This window comes from Streptomyces sp. NBRC 109706, assembly GCF_000974485.1.
Lineage (GTDB): Bacteria > Actinomycetota > Actinomycetes > Streptomycetales > Streptomycetaceae > Streptomyces.
Map to the genome: position 1 here is coordinate 445440 of NZ_BBOM01000004.1, position 25475 is coordinate 470914.

A 25475-nucleotide genomic window follows, 5' to 3' on the forward strand; every position below is an offset into this window, starting at 1 on the left:
GTGTCAGCACGAGCCCAAAGGGGCCCGGCCACCACCGAAGAAGGCGGACACCCGGCCCGACCGGTCACCGATCCGGGCCGGTCCGGGTGTGCACCCTCTATAGAGAAATGACCCCGTCGGCTGTGCCAAACCGCAGGTCAGCCGCCCTTATCGCAACCACTATCGCAACCGCGACTCATTGGTCAGGTGCTCGGCCAGCCGCGTCTCGGCCTGCTCCCGGAGGCGGTACAGATGCCGTCGACTGACCCGCCACTCGTGGGCCACCGCCGTCATCGACTCCCCGTTCAACCGCGTCAGTGCGATGATCCGTGCCTGCCGGCAGGTCAACACCCTGTCCTGCACGGCCCGCCACAGCACCAGGTACTCGTCCCCGCCCTCCGACGCCTGGAACAACGCCGGGTCCATCGGCCGATCCTCCAGCGCGTGAACCGTGTTGTGTGCTCGCCGGGTTGCCGCATACACGGCCCGGTGCGCCGCCCGGTCGGCGGCCCGGAACAGTTCCCGGTCCAGCTGCGGATCCGACGGATCGAGATTCCGCAGCGCGGCCATCAGCGCCGCCAACATCTCCTGCTCGATCTCGCCACGCTCCACATAGCCGCGCGGGACCCGTGACAGCACGCGACGCAGCACCGGCACCGCGAACCCGGCGACCACGGTCACCCACGGCTCCCCACTCCGCCGTGCCCGTGCGACGGCCGCACTCCAGATGTGTGCCCTGCGCTCCGGGCTTGTGGCCGGATGCGCCAACTCCACGCGCAGCTCGCCCACCTCCAGCCCAGGACCCTCCTCGTCCGGCAGCGGCAACCGCACCGGACGACCTCCCTCCCCCAACTCCAGGAACACCCGGTCCAACTCATCCAACGGAGAGAAGATCTCCCGCATCCCGGCCCGCTCCGGCTCGGGTGATCCGGACATTCGACGGTGCATGAACGCCTCCAGCAGCGATCGGTGGTGCACGAACACCGCCATCACTGCCAACCACCCCCGCCACACCCGAGCGACCACCCCACGCCGGCCGGACCACCCTCGTGCCACCTCCTCGCCAGCCGCGCGCACCGTGCATGGCGAACGGGCCCCTGACCAGCGGCGACCCGTGAACGTGACGAGCTGAGAAGAGGCGCGAAGAATCCCGAAAAAGTCCGGACCGCACGCCGGATCAACGCCCCGGAGCGAGCCAAGCGCTCTGCGGTCCGCCTCCGGAACCGCGTTGCGTTTCCGCCCCTGACCAGCCTCTTTGCCATCAGTGTGCGGGGGTGCTGCGTTCGAGGGAACCTGCGGCCGGGGCTGGCACGGTGGGGTGTCCGGTTTCCCTATGAGGGGTGTCAGCACGAGACCGCGCCCCCGTCCACGCACCGCGCCATGGCCGCAGCCCCTGTCCCCGCGCCTCGTCACCCGAGTTCGATGCCGCCCCCCGCCGTGTGGCTGGCACCGCCCTCTCCCGCCGGAAAGCCCGGCCAGCGCACTGACGACCCGCCCGGTCCGCTCCTGCCCCGATGGGCGATCGACCGCGTCCGTCGCGAGTTCACCCAGCACGGCCCGCGCCGTGCTCCGGTGCCGTTGCTGTGTCTGGACGTTCAGGACACACGCCTGGGCATGGACGCCCACACCTACGTGCGCGCCTCGAAGAGTGCCGACATCAGGCGCGGCGCTCCCGTTCTCCTGGCGCAACTGCCACACCACATCCCGTTGGGCGGGCCATCGGATCGCCTGCCGGGCTTCTTCTATCGGACGTACCGCCTGTTGTCTGATTCCACCGGCATGTTGCTGGTCGCCTGCCGGCAGCACCACGAGGCGGGCGGGGAGTTGATCGACCCCTGTGGGCAGGTGGTCGCCGCAGCTCGCGGCGCCGGGTTCGCCTACCGCCAACACATCCTGGTCGTCCACGCCTTCGCCCACGACGGTCGCCTCCACCCCACCCCGGACGCCCCGCCGCCACACACTCAGGGCGCCACCTGGCGCCATCGGACCATCCACACCGACCTCTTGGTCTTCACCCCCGCCTGAACCCACCCCTCGAAGGAGAAGACCGCCCGTGCCCTACTCCGTGTGGAACACCGCACCCACCACCGCACCCGTGCAACGCCATGGCCGCTACCTCGCGGGAAGCTCGGCGCATCCGGCGAAGATGCTCCCGGCCATCGCCGCCCACGCCATCCGCCGCTACAGCCAACCCGGCGACCTCGTCCTGGACCCCATGTGCGGCATCGGCACCACCCTCGTCGAAGCCATCCATCAGGGGCGCGACGCCCTGGGCGTGGAGTTCGAGCGCCGCTGGGCCCACCTCGCCCGAACCAACGTCCGCCACATTCTCACCACCGCTGGGGAGCGCTATGGCGCGGTGATTCACGGCGACGCCCGCCACCTGCCCGACCACGTCGACGAGGCCCATCACGGGCGGATCGCCCTGGCCGTCACCTCACCTCCTTACGGCAACTCCGTCCACGGGCGTGCGCTCACCACGGGCAGCGGAGGCGTCGTCAAGTGGAACCACCGCTACGGCAACGACCCGCGCAACCTCGCCCACACCACCAACGACCGCCTCCAGACGGCCTTCACCCAGATCCTGCGCCACACCCACCGACTGCTACGCCCGGGCGGCACGGTTGTCGTCACGGCGCGGCCGTGGCGGGAACGCGGCGAACTTGTCGACTTTCCCACCACCGTCGCGACCTGCGGCCAAGCCGCCGGGCTCACTCTCGTCGAACGCTGTGTCGCCCTCCTGGCGGGCATCCGCGACGACCACCTCGTGCTCCGGCCGTCGTTCTTCCAGCTGAAGAACGTCAGCGATGCCCGCCGCCGAGGTGTGCCCCTGCACCTCATCGTCCACGAAGACGTCCTCATCTTCCGCAAACCCGGTCTTGCTACCCATCACCAGCGGTCGAAGTGTGATGTGCCTGCACATGGCGTGCGCACACGGGTTTGTGCTCATTCCTGACCGGACCGGAATGGGTGATTGCGGGTATTCGTGCTGGCGAGCGTCCATGGGAAGGGGAAACGGAATTCGACCACTGGTCGCTAACAGGGAAGTCGGTGACGGTTCATGAGGGAAAACCAAGGGGGCGAGAATCGGAAGCAAGTGGACAGGAAATCCGCACTGGGTCGCTTGCTGACGGTGGAACAGGTCTGTTCGGAGCTACAGGTTTCCCGCTCGACTTTCTATGACTGGCGACAGAAACGGCGTGCCCCGCAGTGCCTGCGCTTGCCCAGTGGGGCTCTGCGTGTGCGGCGTGCGGAACTCGACAGTTGGCTTGCCGGTCGTGAGGAGGTGGCGAGGTGACGCCGACCAGTTACGACGTCAGGATCTGGAAGACCTCCGTCTACCAGGGGGTGCGGAAGACGACGCATTCGGTGCGGTGGTGCGTCAACGGTAAAGAGTTCCGTGAGTCGTTCGCGAATGCCGCGCAGGCGGATGCCTTCCGTGCGGAACTACTCGCCGCCACCAAGAAGGGCACTCCCTTTCTCGTCCTCTCCGGATTGCCCATCAACTACGAGTCGTCGGCCGCAGGTATCTCCTGGTACGACTTCGCCATCGCCTTTGTCGACGAACGCTGGGCCCACACTTCGGGGAACACCAGGAAGACCACGGCGAAGGTTCTTATGGCCACCACCATGGCCCTCCTGAAAAAACAGCCCGTCACCTATCAGCCGGTCGCCGTTCGGACCGCTCTTCGGGAATATGCCTTCAACCGAAGCCGACGCTCCCAAGCCCCCGACGATGTCGTGCGCATCCTGGAATGGGTACGACGCAACACTCCCACCATGGCCGTCTGGGAAGACCCGGCGGCCGTCCACCGTCTGTTGGCCGCGCTCGACCTGAAACTCGACGGCACCCCAGTGGCCGCCTCCAGCGTCCGGCGCACCCGACGGGTCCTCAACGTCGTACTGACCTTGGCCATCAGCCGCCGCGTCCTGCACACCAACCCACTCCCCAAGGGCCGTTCCGCCACCGCGCGCAAGCCCGCCAACACCGTCGACAAACGCAGCCTCCCCAACACCCAACAGGCCGCCCGGCTCCTGGCCCGCGTCAGGAGCCGGCCGCGCGGCGGCCCGCGTCTGCACGCGTTCTTCGCCACCCTCTACTACGCCGCCGCACGCCCCGAGGAAGCCGTCGCGCTACGCGTCGCCGACATCCGCCTCCCCGGGCAAGACGTTCCGGACCGATGGGGGGAGCTTGTGCTGCACACCGCGACACCCGAAGTCGGCGGGCAGTGGACGGACACCGGACACCGCTACGAGGAGCGCGGCCTCAAGGGCCGCGCGGCGGGGGAGACGCGCCCCGTTCCCTGCCACCCGGCCCTGGTGCGCATCCTGCGGGACCACATCACCCGCGAAAAACTCGCCCCGACCGACCGTCTCTTCCAGGGCGCCGAGGGCGGGGAACTGGCCGGCTCGGTCATCCGGCGGATGTGGAGATCGGCACGGAAAAGCGAACTCACCGACGCCGAGCATGACTCGCCCCTGGCCCGCCGCATCTACGACCTGCGCCACACCTGCCTGACCGGCTGGCTCAACGCCGGCATCCCACCCGCCCAGGTCGCCGCCTGGGCCGGCAACAGCGTCCCCGTCCTACTGTCCACCTACGCCCACTGCGTCACCGGCCAGCAAGCCGAACTCCTCAAACGGATCGAACAGGCCCAGGACCTCACAACGCTCTACCCCACCGAAGAGGACCTCACGGAAGACCTGCTGGCGGATTGTTCCGCGTATTCACCGTGGGCAACCGAATCCCCTCACGACAAAGAGCACACAACCAACGTGAGTGTCGCCGAGTTCCCCCACCCCCGCCATCTGCGGCTCGTGGCGAATACCCGAGCTGACCTGCGGAAACGCGGATAGGCAACGGGTAGGGAAGGAGACGCGCCCCTGGTAGAACTCGAACCTACGGCCCCGGTGCGCAGCAGGCGTCTGAGGTTGCCGGGTGGCGAACAGGGTGCTGACCTGCACGTTCAAGTTCCATGAGCATCCCCCAAGCCACCCTCCAGGGGTGATGAGGATCCTGCGCCTGGAACAACGGGTTCACCACCTGGGGCTACGTGTTGCGAACCCTACGGGGTTGATGAGGACTCCCCGACCCCACCCACACGGGCCCGGGCCGGGGAGGTTGCGAACCCTCCGGGGTTGATGAGGACATGCGGCGCCCGGCCGGCGGCGGGCAGGAGGGCTTGTTGCGAACCCTCCGGGGTTGATGAGGACACGACCGGGAGTTCCGCCGGATCGTCGGCCGGCTCCTGGTTGCGAACCCTCCGGGGTTGATGAGGACGCCGTGCGCCAGCGCGACCGCGCCCTCGCGGAGACGTTGCGAACCCTCCGGGGTTGATGAGGACGCGGGGGCGAACTCCTCGTCCTGGCCGATGCAGAGGCGTTGCGAACCCTCCGGAGTTGATGAGGACGCGGGGTGGTGGGCGCGGTTACTGGGTGGGTCGGGGTTGCGAACCCTCCGGGGTTGATGAGGACTCGGATACACCGTGGACGAGGCGCTGGCCCTCCCGTTGCGAACCCTCCGGGGTTGATGAGGACAAGCCGCGGCCCTCGACCGGCCCGCCCCTGCGGGACTGTTGCGAACCCTCCGGGGTTGATGAGGACCACTTCTCCACCGCGGACCCGGCCAGGCGGGCGAGGTTGCGAACCCTCCGGGGTTGATGAGGACGGCCACCATCCGATCCATCACCCCCCCAGCCGACATCGTTGCGAACCCTCCGGGGTTGATGAGGACCTGACAGTTCGACACGAGACGGAGTGCCCGCCATGAGGTTGCGAACCCTCCGGGGTTGATGAGGACCAACGAGACTTGGTCCAGCAGGGGTGCGCCCGCCGGGTTGCGAACCCTCCGGGGTTGATGAGGACGCGGTGCCGGTCCAGCGGGAGCCGGCGGCCGGTCACGTTGCGAACCCTCCGGGGTTGATGAGGACCTGAACCCCAGCTCCTCCGCAGACAGTGAGCAGTGTTGCGAACCCTCCGGGGTTGATGAGGACACGGCACCGGCCGCGTACCCAACAACCGCAACGAGAAGTTGCGAACCCTCCGGGGTTGATGAGGACGCGGCCGTGCTGGTTGGCAGTATCGGCCACCGCCCGGGGTTGCGAACCCTCCGGGGTTGATGAGGACCCAGCCGACGCTCCGGCGGAGCATCCGGCGCCGGTGTTGCGAACCCTCCGGGGTTGATGAGGACTCGGGATGCTGCGCGCGTTCGGCGCGTGGGCGCAGGAGACGTTGCGAACCCTCCGGGGTTGATGAGGACACGGCGGGTTTCACCGAAGGCGAGCTGGCGGCCATGTTGCGAACCCTCCGGGGTTGATGAGGACCTGCTGGCGGCTCGACTGCGGCACGCGGACGCGGCCGGGTTGCGAACCCTCCGGGGTTGATGAGGACGCCCGGCCGCCCCATAGATCGGCGGACCACAGCGGTTGCGAACCCTCCGGGGTTGATGAGGACGCCCGAGCCTTGCTGCAGCAGCTGATGGCCGCCACGTTGCGAACCCTCCGGGGTTGATGAGGACTAGACCACCGTGGCATCCGCGCGCTCCGCCCAGGGTTGCGAACCCTCCGGGGTTGATGAGGACGCGCAAGCTCGTTGCCGGCGCCGCCGCGCTCACGGTCGGGTTGCGAACCCTCCGGGGTTGATGAGGACCAGGGTTCGGATCCACGACCTGCGCCGGCCATTCGGTTGCGAACCCTCCGGGGTTGATGAGGACCCGAGTGTAAAGCCGCTGGTTGGGGGGCAGGGCTGGGTGCCGCGTGGGGGTGAAAGTGCAGCAGTCTGACGGTAGTGCAACGTCGCAGGTCAGAGGGGTGCGCGGGGCGTTGTGCAGGAAGTGTGGGAGTGGTCCGTGGGGTCTTGGGCTGATGGGGCCAGCCTAGCTCTGGTGGCAGGAGCGGCACCTGGAGTGCTGACAGGCTGTCTGGGAGTGCTCGGTCGTGGGTGTGGGGCCAAGGGGGCTGGCGTGGGGGTGGTGGGGGAGTGGTTCGGTCTTGGTGTCCACGCATGGGGCGGGGCCTCGGCCTTGTCGCGTCGATGTCCCTCGGCGGTGCTTCCGACGGCCCGTGTCCAGTACCGGTCATCGCAGGTTCTCTTCCTCCTGTGGTGGGGCCGGTGGGTGGGGAGTTCGCGGCGCGCGACGGGGTGCGGGAGTGCCGGCCGGCCGGGTGTTCCGTGAGGCCGTTTGAAGCCGTTCGGTCGTCCGGTGGGTGGGGAGATGGGCACGGAAGAGTGAACTCGTCCCGGGCCAGCGCGGCCGGTCTGTGATTCCCGGCACAGTAGGCCGGGTCGGGCTGCTCCGCCGGCCTTTCGGCTGAGGCGTCGGCGAACTTTTCCGTGTATTCACCGTGGGCAGCCGAATCTCGTCACCACAAAACGGACACAACCGGCGGGGAGGAGGTGGAGAGCGCCCCCGAGGGGCCCCGGAGGGCCGGAGTCCACCACACCTGCGGCTCGTGGCAAACAATGCCGCTGACCTGCGGGAACGCGCATAGACGGCGGCGTAAAAGATGGTGCGCCCCCGGCAGGACTCGAACCTGCGGCCAAGTGCTTAGAAGGCACCTGCTCTATCCGCTGAGCTACGGGGGCCGGTGTTGGTCATGGGCGTGGGACGTGCCCCCTCGGTGACCTCGCCGCGGACAGGATAGAGCGTCGAGGGGTTCGCCCCGGTTGCTTCACGGCAGCACCCTTGTGTGGAGATCCAGTGAAGCAGCCCCGATAATCGCAGGCGAGTGCGAAGTGCGCAGCGGTTTTGAACGCTCAGGGGAGGGGTGTTGCGCACTCGTTATGCCGCGCCACGGGGTCTCACGTCCGCTTTGGGGCGCGTTCGGCGGAATATGCTTTGGAAACCGCTTGAAGTTGGGCATTCTGCGCATGTGGCGATCTTGGACGCACGGCCCGAACTGCTGGACGCATTGACCCTCCTACGGGAGCGTCTCGCTGCCGCGCGCTTCCCGCTGGAGTTGCCCGGGGTGGAGCGTGCCCGGCGGTCGTGTGCCGAGTTGCTCGCCCAGCTGGACGGGTATCTGTTGCCCCGGCTGCGGCAGCCGGACGCGCCGTTGCTCGCCGTGGTGGGGGGATCGACGGGGGCGGGGAAGTCCACGTTGGTGAACTCGCTGGTGGGGCGGCGGGTCACCGAGGCCGGGGTGCTGCGGCCGACCACCAGGACGCCGGTGCTGGTGTGCCACCCCGACGATCACCACTGGTTCTCGGGGAAGCGCGTGCTGCCGCAGCTGGGGCGGGTGTGGATGCCCCGGCAGGAGGCCGAGCAGCCGCCGCCGGTGCGGCGGGACGGGCAGTTGGCGCTGGCGGTGGAGACGACGCGGGCGCTGCCGGCCGGTCTGGCGCTGCTGGACGCGCCCGATATCGACTCGCTGGTGGAGGCGAACCGCGATCTGGCCGCCGATCTGCTGGGCGCGGCCGACATCTGGGTGCTGGTGACCACCGCGTCCCGGTACGCGGACGCGGTGCCCTGGCATCTGCTGCGCAGCGCGCGGGACGCCGATGTGACGGTGGCCACGGTGCTCGACCGGGTGCCGCACCAGGTGGCGGCCGAGGTGTCCCGGCACTACGGCGCGCTGTTGGAACGGGCCGGGCTGGGCTCCATTCCACGGTTCACCGTGCCCGAGCTGCCCGAGTCGGCGCGCGGCGGCTCGGGCGTTCTGCCGGCCACCGCCGTGGCCGGGCTGCGGGAGTGGCTGGCGCACCGGGCGCGGGATCACGAGGCCAGGGCGCTGGCCGCGGCGCGCACCGCGCGGGGCGCGCTGGCCGGGCTGCGGGGGCGGGTGATGGCGCTGGCCAGCGCGGCGGCGTCGCAGCACGCCACCGCCGTGCGGCTCGACCAGCGGCTGGACGAGGCGTTCGACGAGGCGGCCCAGCGGGTGCGCGGCTGTCTCGCGGACGGCGGTCTGCTGGCCGGTGAGGCGCGCGCGCACTGGATGGCGTTCCCCGACGACGCCAGCTCCGACGAGCTGATGGACGCGTTGACCACGGCGTTGGCCGGTCTGCTGGTGGAGGCGGTGGCCGCCGCCGACGAGCGGACGGACGCCGCCTGGCGGCAGGAGGCGGCCGCGCCGCCCGCGGATCCGGAGGAGCCGGGCGCGGTGGCGGACCGGGTGGGGGTCGCGGTGCGTCGACTGCGGCGCTGCCTTGAGGAGTTGGCCGAGGAGGCGCGGACCAGCCCGCTGATGCTGGGGCAGCCGACGGAGCGCCGTCAGCTGCCGGGGGAGGACGGGGAGACGGCCGCGCTGTTGGCGGCCTCGCTGCTGGGCGGCCGGGCGGCCGGCGTCGCCCAGCAGACGTTGGCCGGGGCGCTGGGCCCCAGGGGCGCGGCGCGGCTGCGGGACAAGGGCGGCCAGCAGCTGAACGCCTGTGTCTCCCGCGCGTTGGGGGCGGAGAAGCGGCGGCGGGGCGCGCCGCTGCACCGGTTGGGGATCACCGCGGACACCCAGGTGGAGCTGGTGTCCGCGCTGTCCTCGGTGCGCGCCGAGCACCGACCCACCACCGTCTGAGTCCCACCACTGTCTGAAGACCGGTCAGAAGCGCGAGGAGTACCAGGTGACGGAAGAGCAGGCGTCGATCCACGGGTTCGGCGGGGAGTCGCGTGACCCCAGGGGTGCTGGCGACGGGGGGCCGCCCCGTGGCCAGGGCGGCCCGACCGGTCTTGAGGAGGACGGGGCACTGCGGGCGCGGCTCGGCGCGCTGCGGGAGCTGGTCGGGCTGTCCAGGACCCGGCTGGACGAGCGGGTGTTGGCCGAGGCCGGCCGGGTGTTGGACGAGGCGGCGGCCAGGGACCGGCTGCCCCGGGCGTACACCACGGTGGCGATCGCCGGGGCCACCGGGAGCGGGAAGTCGACGCTGTTCAACGCGTTGGCCGGGGCGCAGCTCTCGGAGGCCGGGGTGCGCCGGCCGACGACGGCGACGCCGGTCTCCTGCACGTGGGAGGCGGGGCGTGGGCAGAGCCCCGACGGTCTGCTGGAACGGCTCGGGGTGCCGGCGCGGGCGCGACGTCGGGCGCATGTGCTGGATCCGGGGTTGCGCGGGTTGATCCTGCTCGACCTGCCGGACTACGACTCGGTCGATCCGGCGCACCGGGAGCAGGTGGACCGGCTGCTGGGCCTGGTGGACGCGGTGGTGTGGGTGGTCGATCCGGAGAAGTACGCGGACGCGCTGCTGCACGAGCGCTATCTGCGGGCGTTCGCCGGGCATGCCGACGTTTCGTTGATCGTGTTGAACCAGGCCGACCGGCTGCCCGCGGAGGCGGTGGACGCGGTGTTGGACGATCTGCGGCGGCTTCTCGACGAGCGGGGGGTGGCGCTGGGGGAGCACGGCGAGCCGGGCGCCTGGGTGCTGGCCGGATCGGCGCTGACGGGCGACGGGGTCGGCGAACTACGCAAGCTGATCGGCGAGTTGGTGGCCGCACGGACGGCTGCGGCGCGGCGGTTGGCGGCGGATGTGGACGGCGTCGCGCGGCGGCTTGAGGCCGTCTATGTGGCGGACGGCGCGGCGGCGCCGGCCGGGTTGACCGACGAGGCGCGGGAGGAGTTCGAGGACCGGCTGGCCACGGCCGTGGGCGCGCCGGCCGCCGGGCAGGCGGCGGAACGCGGCTGGCTGCGGCGCTCGGACCGGGCCTGTGGCACCCCGCTGGCGCAGGGGCTGCGTCGGCTGGCCGCCCGGCAGGCCGAACGGCGCGGGGAGCCGCCGGCGTTGGCCGCCAAGCGGCTGCGCGGGGACGAGTCCCCCACGGTGTCGGCGCCCGAGGTGGAGCAGGCGGTGCGGCGGCTGGCCGACGAGGCGGCGGACGGGCTGCCCGAGCCCTGGGCCAAGGCGGTGCGGGACGCGGCCTGGCGCGGCGCGGGAACGTTGCCCCGGGCGTTGGAGAGCGCCCTGGTGGGGCGCGGACCGGCGACCCGTCCGCCCCGGCCCGGTTGGTGGTCGGCGGCCGCCGCCGGCCAGGCGGTGCTGCTGGCCACCCAGCTGTTGGGGGTCTGCTGGCTGCTCGCGGTGCTGGTCGGCCAGCCGCTGATGGGGCGTTGGCTGCCGGTGACGCTGCTGGTGGTGGGCTCGGTCGGCGGGCCGCTGCTGGCCTGGGGCTGCCGGATCGCGGCGCGCGGCCCCGCCCATGCGCACGGTCGGCAGGAGGAGTGGCGACTGCGCCGGCTGGCGGCCGAGTTGGGTCACCGTCAGGTGCTGGAGCCGGTGGCCGCCGAGCTGTTGCGGTACCGGGAGGTACGGGAGCGCTATGTGGTGGCGGCTTCACCCGCGGGGGTGACGGAGTTGTCCACAACCGGCCCGTAATCCACAGGACTCGGCGGAATCTCCGCGACTGCCCCATCATGGGGTCCGGTGAGGCGTTCGGCGAAGTCACCAGGTAACGATTCCACTTCGGAATGTGTGAGCCCGCGGATCGACGGGGACATTGTCGAACTGCCTCTCTACGATCCACCGTACGCACGGGGATGTTGATGAGCGTGCCGTCGGAAGATGCGGCTGCGCCCTGTGATCTCGTGGAGGGGACACACACATGATGCACGCGCGCAAGCGGGTGGTAACCCGCCTTGCGGCTACGGCCGTCGCCACCGGGCTGTTCGCGGGAGGCGCCATAGCCACCGCCGGCTCGGCCATCGCCGACGAGCAGAACCCGCGCAGCGGGGGAGCCACGGCGGTCCTCGACGGATTGACGGTCAGCGACCGCGTCGAGGTCACCCACAACGGGGAGACCCACACCTACGGGGCCGGCCTCTTCTACCTCACCGCCGACGACGGCGGCACGCTGAAGACCTACTGCATCGACTTCGCCACCGGTGCGCGGGACGGCGCCCAGTACAAGGAGACCGACTGGGAGTCCTCGACGCTCCACGGCAACCCGGACGCCGGCAAGATCCACTGGATCCTGCAGAACTCCTTCCCCGTGGTGAACGACCTGGCGGGCCTCGCCGAGCAGGCGGGCGCCGAGTCGCTGAACGAGGAGCAGGCCGCCGCCGGCACCCAGGCCGCGATCTGGGAGCTGTCCGACGGGGTCGACGCCGTTCCCACCAACGAGAACGCCGCGAAGCTCACCGACTGGCTGCTGGAGAACGCCGGCGATGTCGCCGAGCCGGGCGCCTCGCTGGCGCTGAACCCGCCGCAGGTCTCCGGCCAGCCCGGCCAGGTGATCGGCCCGGTCACGCTCACCACCAGCGCGGACGCGGCCTATGTCGCCCCCGACGCCGGCGCCGCCGAGCAGGGCGTGACGATCGTCGACGCCAACGGCGAGTACATCACCGAGGACCAGCCGGTCGCCGATGGCACCGAGCTGTACTTCTCGGTGCCCGAGGACGCCGAGGACGGCCAGGCCTCGCTGACCGCGACGGCCACCTCCCAGGTGCCGGTCGGCCGTGCCTTCACCGGCATCGACACCCGCACCCAGACCATGATCCTGGCCGGTTCCTCGGACTCCTCCGTGACCGCTTCGGCCAGCGCCAACTGGGCCTCCGCCGGCCAGCCATCCGTCGCGGTCAACGCGGTGGAGAAGTGCGCCGAGGGCGGCGTGGAGATCACCGCCACCAACGAGGGTGACGTCCCCTTCACCTTCGAGCTGGACGGTCAGGAGCACGAGATCGGCCCCGGCGAGTCGCACTCCCAGGTCGTTCCCGTCGAGAACGGCCAGGCGTACGAGATCACCATCGAGAACTCCATCGACGGCGCCGAGCCGTGGGTCTTCAGCGGCGTGCTGGACTGCGAGACCGGTGACGACGGCGGCCAGGAGCAGATCGACGACAACGAGCCCGCGCCGGCCAGCACCGGCGGCGAGGGCGAGGACGGCCCGGACCTGGCCGAGACCGGCAGCAGCGGGGGCAACCCGGCCCTGATCGGTGGGGCCGCCGTGGCCCTGCTGGTGATCGGTGCCGGCGTGGTCTTCTTCATCCGCCGCCGCTCCACCACCGCGGGCGAGTGACCTGACGGTCACCCCCTGAGGTAACAGCGGTACCGAACGCGCCTGGGGGCGGGTCCTACACGGGCCCGCCCCCTCGGCGTTGCCCGGGCGCCCGCGCCGCCCCCGGTGCCCCCGGCGCCCCGGCACCGGTTTCGTCCGGGGCCGGGGGATGCGGCAGGATGGTGGCAGGCTTTCCGCCGCCTGATTCCCCGCCCCCAGACATCCCGCCCCCGACATCCCACCCATGACGACAGCTAGCCGGACGGTTTCTCTTGGCTGAGTACATCTACACCATGCGCAAGACGCGCAAGGCCCACGGCGACAAGGTGATCCTGGACAACGTCACCCTGAGCTTCCTGCCCGGGGCCAAGATCGGTGTCGTGGGCCCCAACGGCGCCGGCAAGTCCACGGTGCTCAAGATCATGGCCGATCTTGAGCAGCCGTCCAACGGCGACGCGTTCCTCACCCCCGGCTACACGGTCGGCATCCTGCTGCAGGAGCCGCCGCTGGACGAGTCGAAGACGGTGCTGGAGAACGTCCAGGAGGGCGTGGCCGAGACCAAGGCCAAGCTCGACCGGTTCAACGCCATCGCCGAGCAGATGGCGACGGACTACACCGACGCGCTGATGGAGGAGATGGGCCAGCTCCAGGAGGAGCTGGACCACGCCGGCGCCTGGGATCTGGACGCCCAGCTGGAGCAGGCCATGGACGCCCTGGGCTGCCCGCCAGGGGACTGGCCGGTGACCAACCTCTCCGGTGGCGAGAAGCGCCGGGTGGCGCTCTGCAAGCTGCTGCTCGAACAGCCCGATCTGCTGCTGCTGGACGAGCCGACCAACCATCTGGACGCCGAGTCCGTGCAGTGGCTTGAGCAGCACCTCGCCAAGTACCCGGGCACCGTGGTGGCCATCACCCACGACCGGTACTTCCTGGACAACGTGGCCGAGTGGATCCTTGAGCTGGACCGCGGTCGCGCCTATGTCTACGAGGGCAACTACTCCAAGTACCTGGAGACCAAGCAGACCCGGCTCAAGGTCGAGGGCCAGAAGGACGCCAAGCGCGCCAAGCGGCTCAAGGACGAGCTGGAGTGGGTCCGCTCCAACGCCAAGGGCCGGCAGGCCAAGTCCCGTGCGCGGCTCGCCCGTTACGAGGAGATGGCGGCCGAGGCCGAGAAGACCAGGAAGCTGGACTTCGAGGAGATCCAGATCCCGCCGGGCCCCCGGCTCGGCAATGTCGTGGTCGAGGTGGACAGGCTCGGCAAGGCGTTCGGCGACAAGGTGCTGGTCGACGGCCTCTCGTTCACGCTGCCGAGGAACGGCATCGTCGGCGTGATCGGCCCCAACGGCGCCGGCAAGACCACGCTGTTCAAGATGATCCTCGGCCTGGAGACGGTGGACTCGGGCTCGGTCCGGGTCGGCGAAACGGTCGACATCTCGTATGTCGACCAGAGCCGCGCCCATATCGACCCCAAGAAGACGCTGTGGGAGGTCGTCTCCGACGGCCTGGACTACATCAACGTCGGCCAGGTCGAGATGCCGTCCCGCGCCTATGTCAGCGCCTTCGGCTTCAAGGGCCCGGACCAGCAGAAGCCGGCGGGCGTGCTCTCCGGCGGCGAGCGGAACCGCCTCAACCTGGCGCTCACCCTCAAGCAGGGCGGCAATCTGCTGCTGCTGGACGAGCCGACCAACGACCTGGACGTGGAGACGCTCTCCTCGTTGGAGAACGCGCTGCTCGAGTTCCCCGGCTGCGCCGTGGTGGTCTCCCACGACCGGTGGTTCCTGGACCGGGTGGCCACGCACATCCTGGCCTACGAGGGCGATTCGCGCTGGTTCTGGTTCGAGGGCAACTACGAGTCCTACGAGAAGAACAAGATCGAGCGGCTCGGCGCGGAGGCGGCCCGTCCGCACCGCGCCACCCACAAGAAGCTGACCAGGGGCTAGGACGATGCGGCATCGCTTTGAGTGCCCGCTGCGCTGGTCGGACATGGACTCCTTCGGCCATGTCAACAACGTGGTCTTCCTGCGCTATCTCGAAGAGGCGCGGATAGATTTCATGTTCCGGCTGGCGCGGCAGGCCGATTCGGGTGCGTTCACCGGCGGCTCGGTGGTGGCCCGGCACGAGATCGACTACCGCAAACCGCTCACCCACCGACCCGAACCGGTCGTCGTCGAACTCTGGGTGACCAAGCTGGGGTTCGCCTCGGCCACGGTCGGCTATGAGATCAAGGACGAGAGCGGCCTCTATGTCACGGCGCAGACCGTGATAGTCCCCTACGACCTGGAGCTGAGCCGCCCCCGGCGGCTGACCGACGAGGAGCGGACGTTCCTCTCCCGCTACTTCGACGACGAGGCGACGGGCGGCGACGAGGCGGGCGGTGCCGACGAACCGGCCGAGGCGGGCGAGGCGAGGGACGCCGACGCGGCATGACCGGGCAGCCCGAGTTGGCGTTCGCACGGCCGGGGGAGGCGACGGACCTCGTCGCCTTCCTCGGCCGCCAGCTGCGGTGGGACCGCACGGCCGCCGCCCGGGTGCAGGGCGACGGAGAGGTGGTCGCGGTCTTCACCCAGCCGGCCAGGTTCGGGGTGCTGGCCGTCCGCCCGGTGCCGCTGCGCGCGCCGGTCCGGCTGGATCGCACGGTCTCCGCCGGGGAGTTGCTTGAGGCGGTGGACGAGGAGCGCGGGACGTTGGCGCTGCCGGCCGCCGTGACCGGCCCCTCCTGGGCCGGGCTGCTGCCGCCGCGCGGCGGCTGGACCGCGCTGGCCGAGGTGCCGCACCAGCTGGTGCGGCGGGCCGCCGGCGCGGTGGTCGCCGAGTTCCGGGAGCGCACCGAGGGGCTGCCGCCCGAGGAGCGCACCAGGAGCGCGCTGGACGCGCTGGCCGAGGAGATATGGTCCCGCCCGCTGGCCGACACCACGCTGCCGCTGCGCGCCGTGCACGCGGCGCACGCCCTCGGCCTGCTGCGGGCGGCGGAGCCCGTCACCGTGCTGGAACGCGGCCCCTGGCTGCGGCTGCGGACGGCGCTCGGCTCGACGGCCGTGCGTCGGGCCGGCGTCGGCGGCCTGAGCGTCACCCCCGTCTAGCGCGGGCCGCCCGGCTACCGGCGGGTATCCGGACCAGCGGCGTCGGGCCCTGGCGGGTCTGCCACCATGGAGCCATGGAGATCCAGCAACTGACGTTCTACGAGCTGGTCGGGGGCGAGCCGACCTTTCGGGCGCTGGTCCGCAGGTTCTACGAGGGCGTGGCCGACGACCCGATCCTGCGGCCGATGTATCCGGAGGAGGATCTCGGCCCCGCCGAGGACCGGCTGGCGCTCTTTCTGATGCAGTACTGGGGCGGGCCCCACACCTATGGCGAGACCCGGGGGCATCCCAGGCTCCGGATGCGGCACGCGCCGTTCACGGTCGACCGCGCCGCGCACGATGCCTGGCTGCGGCATATGCGCGACGCGGTGGACAGTCTGGAGCTGGATCCCAAGCTGGAGAAGCAGCTCTGGGACTATCTGGTGTTCGCCGCCCGCTCCATGATCAACACCCCGGAGTAGCGGGCGGGGTCGGCCCGGTCAGGCGTCGTCCCAGCGGAACAGCCGCGCCGCCACCGCCGTCAGCACCGCCGTGAACAGCAGCAGCCCGCCGATCACCGGCAGCGCGTCGCCCCAGCTCCCGCCCCGGGTGAGGACATCCTGCATGGCCTCGTTGAGATGCTTCAACGGCATCGCGTTGGAGATCGCCGCCACCCAGCCGGGGACGCCGTCCAGCGGGAAGAACGATCCCGACAGGAACGCCATCGGCATGATCACCAGCTGGAGCGCCGCGTTGGCCGCCTCGTCCGTCTTGGCCCAGGCGCCGATCAGCAGGCCGACCGACATGAAGGACAGCGTGCCGGACGCCACCAGCGGGATCGCCAGCCACCAGTGGCCGGTGAGTTGCAGCCCGTAGAAGGGGATGGTCGCGATGCCGATGAAGAGCGCCGTCTGCAGCAGCGCCATCCCCAGGCTTACGCCGATCCGGGCGCTGATCACCGTCGCCGGCGAGATCGGGGCCAGCCATAGCCGGCGCAGGATCCGCTTCTTCCGCCAACTCACCAGCGTGAACGCCGACATGAAGGCGGCGCCCATGGCGATAGCCCAGCCGAGCAGGCCGGGCGCCAGATACTGGATCGCCTTGACCGAACGGTCCTCGATCTGGTCGGTGGCCAGCTCGAACGCCGGCGGCTGACCGGTCGCCGCCACGTTGGCGCTCTGCACCAGTGACTGCATCAGCCCCTGCACGGTGCCGGACCGCGCCGGATCGGCCGCCGAGTAGCGCAGTTCGACGGTGCCGTCGGCCGCCTCCCAGACCACGGCGTCGGCCTCGCCGTCGCTGACCCGCGCCAACGCCTCGTCGCGGTCCGCCAGATGCTCCACGTTCAGCGCCTCGGAGAGGTCCCGGCGCTGCTCGGCCGACAGATCGTCCAGGACGGCGACCTCGCCGACCTGGAGCACATGGGAGCGGGAGACAGAGTCGTTCTGGAACAGCGCGCCGAACAGCAGCAGGAACATCAGCGGGAAGATCAGCGTGAAGAAGGACGCCGTGCGGTCCCTCAGCAGGGCGAACAACATCGCCCTGGACAGGCTCTTGAGGGCGGTGACGCTCATTCCCGGTACTCCCGTCCCGTGAGCTGGAGGAAGACGTCCTCCAGGTTCTTCACGCCCAACTCCGCGACGAGATCGGCCGGGGCACCGACCCGCAGGATGCGGCCGGCGTCCATGATGGCCACCCGGTCGCAGAGGATCTCGGCCTCGTCCAGGTAGTGCGTGGTGAGGACGACGGTGCGCCCCGCGCCGTTGATCCCGCGCAGCAGATCCCACAGGTTGCGGCGGGCCTGCGGGTCAAGCCCTGTGGTCGGCTCGTCGAGGAAGACCAGCTCCGGATCGTGCACCAACGCGCAGGCGATGGAGAGCCGTTGGGCCTGCCCGCCGGAGAGCTTGTCCTCGCGGGTGTCCGCCTTCTCGGTCAGGCCGACCGTCTCCAGCATCTCGTCGGCCCGCGACGACGAGACGCCGTAGAGGGCGGCGAAGGTGTGGATCTGCTCCCGGGCGGTGAGCTTCTCGAAGAACGCCGACGCCTGGAGCTGGACGCCGATCCGCCGCAGCAGCCGTTGGTCCCGGGGCCAGGACGGAACGCCGAGCAGCCGCGCGGTGCCCTCGTCGGGCTCGCGCAGCCCCTCGATCAGCTCCATCGTGGTGGTCTTGCCGGCACCGTTGGGGCCCAGGATGCCGTAGAACTCACCTTCCGTAACCTCGAAGGTGACCCCGTCGACGGCCTGGACCTCCCCGTAACGCTTACGCAGTCCTTCGACCGATATGGCGGCTATGTTATTCGTCACTCTGCGATCGTAGTGCTGGCCGAAACCTCACCATCGGTGGGCCACCGGAGAGCGGTCGGGGGCCGCCCGGTCACTGACGGTAGAGGCGCAGCGTGGTCCAGGCGCCCACATGCACCCGGTCACCCTCCTGGAGCGGCACCGGGACGAACGGCTGGATCGGGTCCTCGGCGCCGTTCACCGTGGTGCCGTTGGTCGAGTCCTGGTCCACCACGGCCCAGCCGCCGTCGGGCTGCTCCACCAGCACCGCGTGCTGATGCGAGACGCCCGGGTCCTCCGGCTGCTGGGAGAGGTCGATATCGGGCGACTCACCCGTGGAGTTCCGGCGCCGGCCGATGGTCATCTGCGGCCCGTTGAGCTGGAGTTGCTGCTCCGGCGCATAGGCGGGCAGCGACAGCTGCGCGGCCTCGGGGCCCGAACGGTGCATCATCGCCGCGAAGTACTCGGGGTCGGGACCGACCGACACCAGCCAGACGCCGCCGCTCAGCTGCTGGCCCGGATAGCCGGGCGGGCCCGGCTGCGGCGGCCCGACCGGCGCGCCGCCGGGCGGCGGCAGCATCCAGTCGCCGGACGGCTGCGGCGGGCCCTGCTGGTACTGCTGCCGCTGGTGCGGCGGCGCCGGCGGCTGGCCGAACCCGGGCGGCCCCGGCGGCTGTTGCTGCCCCAACGGCTGCTGCCCGACCGGCGCCGACTGCGGCCCGCCCGGATAGGCGGGGGCCGGCGGGGTGTAGGTGGTGGGGGAGTTGGTCAGGAAGTTGAACCGGCACTCCTCGCAGAACGGGGACTGCGCCTCGCGCGGGGTGCGGCACTGCGGACACAACTCGGCGGCCGGCATCGGCGCCGTGACCGGCCCACCCGGCGGCGGATAGCCGGGCCCGCCGTGCTGCTGCTGCTGGCCCGGATACCCCTGCGGTCCCGGCTGGGCGGGGAAGCCCTGCCCCGGCGGCGGGGGCGGCGGCCCCGGGTGGCCGGGAAAGTCCTGCCCCGGGGGCGGCGGTGGTGGCATGGGGACGGCGGGTGCCATGATGCGGTGTCCACAGACCTCGCACCAGTCCTCGGCCATCGACTGGTGGCCGTTAGGGCAAGTCGGCATGGACTGCCTCCCCCTTACATCACTTCTTCACTCGGTATCGAATCTGGTGTTCTTACACGGTTGTTCGCGTCTGTCGCACTGCTGTGGTACCTCTCACCGGCGGCGCGACAGGTGCCCCTCAGCGAACAGTACCGGTCGATCACGGCCCAGGGGCCATGACCTTCGGCACGTTTTCAGCTCTCCCCCTCGCGGCCGGGGGCGGGCCGGGGCGGCGGAAACGGGATGAGGGCGACGGTCACATTGTCGTGCCCGCCGGCGTCCAGAGCGTGTTTGACCAGCCGCTGCGCACCGGGCAACGGCGTCGACCTGGACCCCTCCGGCACCAACCTGGCCATCTGGTCGGCGCCTTCCGCGTAGTTCCACAGCCCGTCGGTGCAGACCACCACCACACCCGGCCGGTCCGGCTGGAAGGTCGCGGTGTGCGGCTCGACGTCCTGGGCGTCGGCGCCCAGCCAGGCGGTGATCGCGTGCGCGCGGTGGTCGGCCATCGCCTCGGCCTCGGAGAGCAGCCCCGCGGCCACCATCTGCGCCGCCCAGGAATCGTCCTCGGTGAGCCGGGCGGCACCCGCCCGGTCCAACGGCACCCAGTACGCCCTGCTGTCGCCGATCCAACCGACCGTCAGCTGGCCGCCGGCGGCGATGGCGCCGACCAGGGTGCAGGCCGGCGCGTTGCGGCCCGGCTCGCGCTGGGCGTCGGCGAGTTGGTTCACCGCCTCGGCCGCCACCAGCACCGCCTCGTGCATCGCCTGCTCGCCGGCCATCCCGCGCGGCAGCGCGGCCAACAGAAAGGCCGCCGCCGCGTAGGCGGCGGCCTCGGACGCCTCGTGCGGGCGACTTGAGGACGACACCCCGTCGCACACCACGGCGACCACGGCGGGTGTGCCGTCCGGGAGCGCGGTGTTGCCCACGCTGAACGAGTCCTCGTTACGGTGATGACGCCGACCGAGATCGCTGACGGCCGCCACCGTGCCCAGGCCACGCTCCACGTGGTCGCGGTCCCCCGGATCCGGCTTGGCGCAGTCGACGCACCGGCCGTCCACCTCGGCGCCGGTGCGGCCGCAGACCGTGCAACGGGGCGCCGCCGGCGCGGCGGCGGCGCCGGCGCGGGGATCCGCCGACGCGCGCGGCGCGATACGGGGATCGGCCGGCGGCAGCGACCGGGGATCGGGCCCCTGCGGCTGCGGCTGCGGCTGGGCGGCGGCCGGTGGTGCGCTCGGGGGCGCCGGGAACTCGCCTTCGGACGGCAACGGCGACGGCAAGTGGAAGTCCGGCTCCGTCGGCGTATACGCCTCCGGCGTGGACGCCGTGGAGGGTGCGGGTGGATTGCCGGCCTGCCGGCTGGACGCCGACGCCTGCGCGGCGGGCGGTGGTTGGACGGGCGCGGACGCCTGCGGCACGGCCGGTGCGGGAGGTGCGGATGCCTGCGGCGCGGCCGGTGGTTGGGGCGGCGACGGAACGGACGCCGGTTGGGCGGGCGCGGATGTCCGTGGGGCGGCCGGTGGTTGGGCGGGCGCGGATGTCCGCGGCGGTGCCGGTGGTTGGGGTGGCCGTTGCGCTGGGGCGGTGGTTGGGGGTGTCGGTGGTGGGCCTGTCTCGGTGGTTCCCGCTGGGGGGCGCCGCTGCGCCGGGCCGCCGGTTGTCGCTGGCGGCTGCGCCTGGCCGCTGGTTGCGGTGTGCTGTGTGCCCGGGGCTGTGGGGCCTGTTGGGGCTTGGCGCTGTGCGCTGCCGGCTGGCGGTGGTCCCGCCGCTGCTGGCCCCGGCCGGGCTTGCGGCGCGGCTGCCCGCGCTCCCGGCTCGGCCGGGCCGCCCGCCGCCTGCCCTGTTCGGGCTGGCGGTTGTGCTGGGGCGGTGGTTGGGGGTGCCGGTGGTGGGCCGGTCTCGGTGGTTCCCGCCGGGGGGCGTTGCTGCGCCGGGCCGCCGGTTGTCGCTGGCGGCTGCGCCTGGCCGCTGGTTGCGGTGTGCTGTGTGCCCGGGGCTGTGGGGCCTGTTGGGGCTTGGTGCTGGGCGCCGTCGGCTGGCGGTGGTCCCGCCGCTGCTGGCCCCGGCCAGGCTTGCGGCGCAGCCGCCCGCGCTGCTGGCCCCGGCCGGGCCTGCGGCGCAGCCGCCCGCGCTGCTGGCCCCGGCCGGGCTTGCGGCGCAGCCGCCCGCGCTGCTGGCCCCGGCCGGGCCTGCGGCGCAGCCGCTCGCGCTGGCGGTGGGGGTGCCGCATGGCGTAGGTCTGTGCCGCAGACTCCGCAGAAGCGGTCGTCGGCCTCCAGCGGCTCCCCGCAACCGGGGCAGGCGGAGAGTTGGTCGAGCTGCGGCATCTTCACACCCATGTCCTGGGGCGGAAGCGGTTCGCCGCCTCCACCAGTTCCGTCCGTTCCCTACTGGTGGGTGCCAATCTGGCCAGTCTTCGGTAGGAGCGTTCCAGACCGAACCTGACACCCGTCTCGTCGAGCGACGTGCCCAGCAGCTGTTGGCCGGCCAGCGCCTCCCGCTGGTGCGAGCCCCCCGACAGCAGCCAGTCCAGAGCGCATCCCAGCACTTCACAGGACAGTTGTTCGCTCAACGATGGTTCCAACCCGGCGGCACGCAAACGCGCGACCTGTTCGCCGGCCGCGAGCAGGTCGGGGAGGGCGTGGACGCCGTCCGTCGGTCGCCACAGCCGGGCGCGCACGGCGGCCACCCGCGCGGCCGGGTAGTGGGCCGACGTCTCGGGGATCGACTCCAGGGCGGCGACGGCGCCCGGCCGGTCCTCGACGGCGAGGCGGACCCTGGCCAGGCCGAAGGCCGCACTCACATGGCTGGGGTCGCAGGTCCAGACCAAGGTGTAGTAGTCGGCCGCGTTGTCCCACTGGCCCAGTTCCTCGGCGCAGACGGCCAGCGCCAGCTTGGGCGCCACCTCGCCGGGGAACGCGTCGTACACCGCGTCGAAGGCGTGCGCCGCGGTGGCCAACTCGCGTTCGGCCAGGGCGGCCAGGCCCTGGTACCAGACCACCCGCCAGTCGTCGTGGTGGCGTTGGCGCAGCGTCGTCAGCAGCGCGCGCACGGCGGGGGTGGACGTCGGGCCGTCCAACCTGAGGTGCGCGCGCACCTCTCTGATCCGTCGTTCCACCGAGTCCGTGGGGGCCGCGCCCAGTGCCACCAGCAGATCGGCGGGGGCGCTGGCCATCACGCCGGCGAGGAAACCGGCGTTGGGGTCGTCCGGGTCGATCAGGGGCACCGGCAGGGCCAGCGCCGCCGCCCGCGCCGCCGGCGGCCGGACGGTGGGCGTGGTGACGGCCGGGGCGGTGGCCCGGCCGCGCCGGTTGAGGGGGCGGACGCCGAGCCGGGAGACGCTGCCGGCCGGGGCGCGCAGCGGCTCCGGATCCACCACCCGTTCCTCGGGGCCGAACAGGGGGGAGACGGCCGGCTGTGGGCGCCCGGTGCGGGTGGCGACCAACTCGCGCAGCACGCCGGTGAGTTGTTCCGCCATCTCCTCGGCGGACGCGAACCGCCGCTGGGGGTCGGGGTCGGTGCCGCGGACCAGGAAGCGGTAGAAGGACTCGTGCTCCCGGAACACGTCGATATGCATCGGGTCCGGCAGGCTGTCGGCGAAGACGGTGGTGTAGCCCTGGAAGTCGAAGGTGAGCACGGCCAGGGTGCGGGCCACCGTGTAGAGGTCGGAGGCCACCGACGGGCCCAGCTCGGCCACCTCGGGGGCCTGGTAGCCCAGCGTGCCGTAGATGGCTGATTCCTGGTCGTCCATCCGGCGGACGGCGCCGAGGTCGATCAGCTTGAGCTGGTCGCGCTGCTGGATGGCGTTGTCCACCTTGAAGTCGCAGTAGAGCAGATTGCGGCTGTGCAGATAGCCCAGCGCGTCAAGCGCCTCGATGCCGTAGGCGCAGGCCTGTTCCACCGGCAGCGGATCGCGGCGCCCCTGGGGGGTTCTGCGGGCGTTGGCGATCTCCTTGAGCGACTTGCCGCCGATGTACTCCATGACGATGTAGCCGTCCATGCTGCCGGTGCGTCGGTCCAGATGCTCAACGAAGTTGTAGATCCGGACGATGCTGGAGTGCTCGATCTCGGCCAGAAACCGTCGCTCCGAGATCGCCGCCGCCATGGCGTCCTCGTCACCGGTGTCCAGCAGGCCCTTGAGCACCACCCACCGGTCGTGGACGGCGGTGTCGACGGCCAGATAGATCCAGCCGAGGCCACCGTGCGCCAGGCAGCCGGTGACCCGGTACTGCTCCTTCACGACATCCCCGGCGCGCAGCTTGGGGACGAACGAGTAGGGGTGGCCGCAGTGGGTGCAGAAGCCCTCGGTGCGTCCGGCGCGGCCGTTGCGGGAGCGCCCGACCTGGGCCCCGCAGGCGTGGTTGCCGCAGAACCGTTTGCGTTCGGGCACCTCCGGCCGGTCGAGTACGGCGGTGCTCGGGTCGTGCGGCGGCACCTCGGGCACCGTCACCAGGCCGGCGCCGAGCCGGGAGCGGACGGAGAGCCCGGTCTTGGTGCGCGAGCTGCGCACCGTGATCGACGGGTCGAGCGATACCGAGCCCTCGCGGGAGAGCCGCCCGGAGACGGAGCGGACGGAGGCGCGGGAGCGCGTCGAGTCCACCGATCCCTGGCCGTCGCCCCGATCCGTCTCGTGCACCACCTGGGTGCCGGTCGGGGCGTCCCCGATCATGCCCTCGGGGGATACCACCGGGGCCAACCCGCACTGTCCGCAGTGCAGTTGACCGTCCTGGCCGCGCAGATAGCGGCCGTCGCAGCCGGGGCGCTGGCAGAACGTTCCGGTCTCCTCGCCTTCCGTGCTCATGACTCCCCTCGCGATCCGGTGTCGTGGTCCGACAGGTCGGCGGTCGAGGGCAGCAGGGCGTCCGCCGCCGCCTCCTGGTAGCGCAGTACCGCCGATTCGGCGGCGCGTAGATCGCAGGGCGCCGTCCACAGCATCCGGCGGGCCGCGTCATAGCGCGCGGCCAGCACCGGTTCGTCGGCGCGGCCGGCCCGGACGACCCTGGCGCGCCAGGCGTCGAGACGGCCGCGCAGCTCGGCGCGGACCGCCAGGGGCGCGGTGACGGCGGAGAGCGAGTCGCGGGCCCGCCGCAACTCCTCGTCGGCGCGCTGCTCCAGGGATTCGAGCAGCGGCGAGAGGCGGTGCCACTGGGAGCGCCGGCGGAAGTCGGCGGCGGCGATCAGCTGTTCGCCCAGCGCCTGGGAGGGCCCGCTGACCGCGGGGACCTCGGAGGCGGCGATCTTGGCCAGCACCTCGCCGCGCGCGATCCGCGCCTCCGCGAGGGTGCGGTCGGCACGGGAGAGCACGTCGCGCAGCCGGATCAACCGCTGCTCGGCGTCCTTGCGCACCCCGATGACCGCGTCCACCTCGCGGCGAATATCGTCCAGCGCGCGCGCCGCGCGGTCGTAGCGGGTGGTGTCGGGGCGGCCCCCGCCGGGCGCGCTGCTGCCGCCGGCGGGCGTCCAGAAGGCCAACGGGTCCGCGATCACCTCGGCGCGCAGCGTGGTCAACTCCTCGGTGATGCCGGTGAGTTCGTCGCCCGCCGGATGGGCGCCGGGGCGGACGCCGACCGAGTGGGCCAGATCCCGCAGCCGATACAGCTCGGTGGCCAGCAGATCTATCCGGGCGGGCAGCGCGGACCAGACCACGTCGGCGGCGACCAGCAGATCCAGCACCTCCGCATAGCCGGCGTTCATCCGGCCGATCAACTCGGGCCAGCCCAGATGCTCGACCCCGCCGTCGGCGTCGGCGACGCCGATGGTGGCGCCGTCCAGCACCATGCTCAGCTGCAGCAGCTCCTCACGGCCCGGATCGCGGCGGCGCCCCCGCAGTTCGCGTGCCGTCTCCAGGGCGTCGGTGAGCTGGTCGAAGTCGTTCCACAGCCGGGTGATGACGCGCTCGGCGCGCGCCCAGCGGTCCCGGGTGGCCCCGGTGAGGTCGGCGCCCTCCAACAGCCGGCGGCCGGCGTGGTCCTGCAGGGCGAGCAACGAGATCTCGATCGCCTCGTGTTCGGCGCCGAAGCGCGCCAGCGAGCGGTCCACCTCCTCGCGGCTCAGCACGGTCCCGCCGGAATCCGGGGCCATCGCACTCCCCTCTGTCTTTCCCGCCGGCTCTCACACGTCGGCTGTGGTCTCGGGCTGTTCGGGTACTCGGGTTTG

18 protein-coding genes, 1 tRNA gene and 1 CRISPR repeat array are annotated in these 25475 nt (G+C 71.5%); of the genes, 11 read left to right on the forward strand and 8 right to left on the reverse strand.

What is annotated here, in order from left to right; genetic code table 11:
• Nucleotides 1-159 precede the first annotated feature (159 nt).
• On the reverse strand, nucleotides 160-969 hold the full coding sequence (locus AOM46_RS01720) for a sigma-70 family RNA polymerase sigma factor (RefSeq protein WP_062204514.1): 810 nt from the start codon (nucleotides 967-969) through the stop codon (nucleotides 160-162).
• A 771-nt stretch (nucleotides 970-1740) separates the two neighbouring features.
• Here AOM46_RS01720 and AOM46_RS33755 point away from each other — a divergent pair.
• The 4 genes from AOM46_RS33755 (at nucleotide 1741) to AOM46_RS01735 (ending at nucleotide 4836) form a co-directional block, all read left to right on the forward strand.
• Nucleotides 1741-2004: a hypothetical protein gene (locus tag AOM46_RS33755; protein ID WP_158920188.1), complete on the forward strand. Its 264-nt coding sequence runs from the start codon at nucleotides 1741-1743 to the stop codon at nucleotides 2002-2004.
• Between the two features lie 40 nt (nucleotides 2005-2044).
• A complete protein-coding gene (locus AOM46_RS01730) occupies nucleotides 2045-2935 on the forward strand; it encodes a DNA methyltransferase (RefSeq protein WP_062206260.1) in 891 nt (296 codons plus the stop codon).
• 105 nt (nucleotides 2936-3040) lie between these two features.
• Nucleotides 3041-3277, forward strand: coding sequence for an AlpA family transcriptional regulator (locus tag AOM46_RS31500; RefSeq protein ID WP_078856380.1), 237 nt, complete (start codon nucleotides 3041-3043; stop codon nucleotides 3275-3277).
• Nucleotides 3278-3327: 50 nt separating this feature from the next.
• A complete protein-coding gene (locus AOM46_RS01735; RefSeq protein ID WP_234313585.1) occupies nucleotides 3328-4836 on the forward strand; it encodes a tyrosine-type recombinase/integrase in 1509 nt (502 codons plus the stop codon).
• A gap of 130 nt (nucleotides 4837-4966) precedes the next feature.
• A CRISPR array of direct repeats spans nucleotides 4967-6691; the repeat unit is 29 nt; unit sequence GTTGCGAACCCTCCGGGGTTGATGAGGAC.
• A gap of 799 nt (nucleotides 6692-7490) precedes the next feature.
• Here the strand turns inward: AOM46_RS01735 and AOM46_RS01740 are convergent.
• A tRNA-Arg gene (locus tag AOM46_RS01740) sits at nucleotides 7491-7563 on the reverse strand.
• Between the two features lie 248 nt (nucleotides 7564-7811).
• Between AOM46_RS01740 and AOM46_RS01745 the strand changes: the two genes are divergently transcribed.
• The 7 genes from AOM46_RS01745 to AOM46_RS01775 all read left to right on the forward strand — a co-directional run bounded on the left by AOM46_RS01745 (nucleotide 7812) and on the right by AOM46_RS01775 (nucleotide 16427).
• Nucleotides 7812-9485 (forward strand): dynamin family protein, encoded by a 1674-nt coding sequence (locus AOM46_RS01745; RefSeq protein ID WP_078856381.1) that lies wholly within the window; start codon nucleotides 7812-7814, stop codon nucleotides 9483-9485.
• Between the two features lie 46 nt (nucleotides 9486-9531).
• Complete coding sequence (locus AOM46_RS01750; protein ID WP_078856382.1) at nucleotides 9532-11271, forward strand: GTPase; 1740 nt, start codon at nucleotides 9532-9534, stop codon at nucleotides 11269-11271.
• A gap of 226 nt (nucleotides 11272-11497) precedes the next feature.
• The gene (locus AOM46_RS01755) at nucleotides 11498-12910 is read left to right on the forward strand and encodes a thioester domain-containing protein (RefSeq protein WP_067225819.1); all 1413 of its coding nucleotides are present in this window, start codon (nucleotides 11498-11500) and stop codon (nucleotides 12908-12910) included.
• A gap of 251 nt (nucleotides 12911-13161) precedes the next feature.
• The gene (gene ettA / locus AOM46_RS01760; protein ID WP_062204520.1) at nucleotides 13162-14826 is read left to right on the forward strand and encodes an energy-dependent translational throttle protein EttA; all 1665 of its coding nucleotides are present in this window, start codon (nucleotides 13162-13164) and stop codon (nucleotides 14824-14826) included.
• Nucleotides 14827-14830: 4 nt separating this feature from the next.
• On the forward strand, nucleotides 14831-15313 hold the full coding sequence (locus AOM46_RS01765) for a thioesterase family protein (RefSeq protein ID WP_062204523.1): 483 nt from the start codon (nucleotides 14831-14833) through the stop codon (nucleotides 15311-15313).
• Nucleotides 15310-15966, forward strand: a complete 657-nt coding sequence (locus AOM46_RS01770) for a hypothetical protein (RefSeq protein ID WP_062204526.1) — start codon at nucleotides 15310-15312, stop codon at nucleotides 15964-15966. The genes AOM46_RS01765 and AOM46_RS01770 overlap by 4 nt, the downstream gene beginning before the upstream one ends.
• Before the next feature lie 74 nt (nucleotides 15967-16040).
• Nucleotides 16041-16427 (forward strand): globin, encoded by a 387-nt coding sequence (locus AOM46_RS01775; protein ID WP_062204529.1) that lies wholly within the window; start codon nucleotides 16041-16043, stop codon nucleotides 16425-16427.
• 18 nt (nucleotides 16428-16445) lie between these two features.
• Here AOM46_RS01775 and AOM46_RS01780 read toward each other — a convergent pair whose 3' ends face one another.
• The 6 genes from AOM46_RS01780 to AOM46_RS01805 form a co-directional block, all read right to left on the reverse strand.
• Complete coding sequence (locus AOM46_RS01780; RefSeq protein WP_062204533.1) at nucleotides 16446-17519, reverse strand: ABC transporter permease; 1074 nt, start codon at nucleotides 17517-17519, stop codon at nucleotides 16446-16448.
• A complete protein-coding gene (locus AOM46_RS01785; RefSeq protein ID WP_062204538.1) occupies nucleotides 17516-18250 on the reverse strand; it encodes an ABC transporter ATP-binding protein in 735 nt (244 codons plus the stop codon). Before AOM46_RS01785 ends, AOM46_RS01780 begins: the two co-directional genes overlap by 4 nt.
• A 70-nt stretch (nucleotides 18251-18320) precedes the next feature.
• A complete protein-coding gene (locus tag AOM46_RS01790) occupies nucleotides 18321-19340 on the reverse strand; it encodes an FHA domain-containing protein (RefSeq protein WP_062204540.1) in 1020 nt (339 codons plus the stop codon).
• A gap of 173 nt (nucleotides 19341-19513) precedes the next feature.
• The gene (locus AOM46_RS01795; RefSeq protein WP_078856477.1) at nucleotides 19514-20737 is read right to left on the reverse strand and encodes a PP2C family serine/threonine-protein phosphatase; all 1224 of its coding nucleotides are present in this window, start codon (nucleotides 20735-20737) and stop codon (nucleotides 19514-19516) included.
• A gap of 911 nt (nucleotides 20738-21648) precedes the next feature.
• Nucleotides 21649-24120 (reverse strand): serine/threonine-protein kinase, encoded by a 2472-nt coding sequence (locus AOM46_RS01800; RefSeq protein WP_062204548.1) that lies wholly within the window; start codon nucleotides 24118-24120, stop codon nucleotides 21649-21651.
• Nucleotides 24117-25400 (reverse strand): hypothetical protein, encoded by a 1284-nt coding sequence (locus AOM46_RS01805; RefSeq protein ID WP_062204550.1) that lies wholly within the window; start codon nucleotides 25398-25400, stop codon nucleotides 24117-24119. The genes AOM46_RS01800 and AOM46_RS01805 overlap by 4 nt, the downstream gene beginning before the upstream one ends.
• Between the last annotated feature and the right edge of the window lie 75 nt (nucleotides 25401-25475).

Bases quoted from the DNA above. Each gene is read 5' to 3' on its own strand.
- AOM46_RS01720 (WP_062204514.1), bottom strand. From the start codon at position 969: ATGGCGGTGTTCGTGCACCACCGATCGCTGCTGGAGGCGTTCATGCAC.
- AOM46_RS31500 (WP_078856380.1), top strand. From the start codon at position 3,041: ATGAGGGAAAACCAAGGGGGCGAGAATCGGAAGCAAGTGGACAGGAAA.
- AOM46_RS01745 (WP_078856381.1), top strand. From the start codon at position 7,812: ATGCTTTGGAAACCGCTTGAAGTTGGGCATTCTGCGCATGTGGCGATC.
- AOM46_RS01755 (WP_067225819.1), top strand. From the start codon at position 11,498: ATGATGCACGCGCGCAAGCGGGTGGTAACCCGCCTTGCGGCTACGGCC.
- AOM46_RS01765 (WP_062204523.1), top strand. From the start codon at position 14,831: ATGCGGCATCGCTTTGAGTGCCCGCTGCGCTGGTCGGACATGGACTCC.
- AOM46_RS01770 (WP_062204526.1), top strand. From the start codon at position 15,310: ATGACCGGGCAGCCCGAGTTGGCGTTCGCACGGCCGGGGGAGGCGACG.
- AOM46_RS01775 (WP_062204529.1), top strand. From the start codon at position 16,041: ATGGAGATCCAGCAACTGACGTTCTACGAGCTGGTCGGGGGCGAGCCG.
- AOM46_RS01780 (WP_062204533.1), bottom strand. From the start codon at position 17,519: ATGAGCGTCACCGCCCTCAAGAGCCTGTCCAGGGCGATGTTGTTCGCC.
- AOM46_RS01790 (WP_062204540.1), bottom strand. From the start codon at position 19,340: ATGCCGACTTGCCCTAACGGCCACCAGTCGATGGCCGAGGACTGGTGC.
- AOM46_RS01800 (WP_062204548.1), bottom strand. From the start codon at position 24,120: ATGAGCACGGAAGGCGAGGAGACCGGAACGTTCTGCCAGCGCCCCGGC.
- AOM46_RS01805 (WP_062204550.1), bottom strand. From the start codon at position 25,400: ATGGCCCCGGATTCCGGCGGGACCGTGCTGAGCCGCGAGGAGGTGGAC.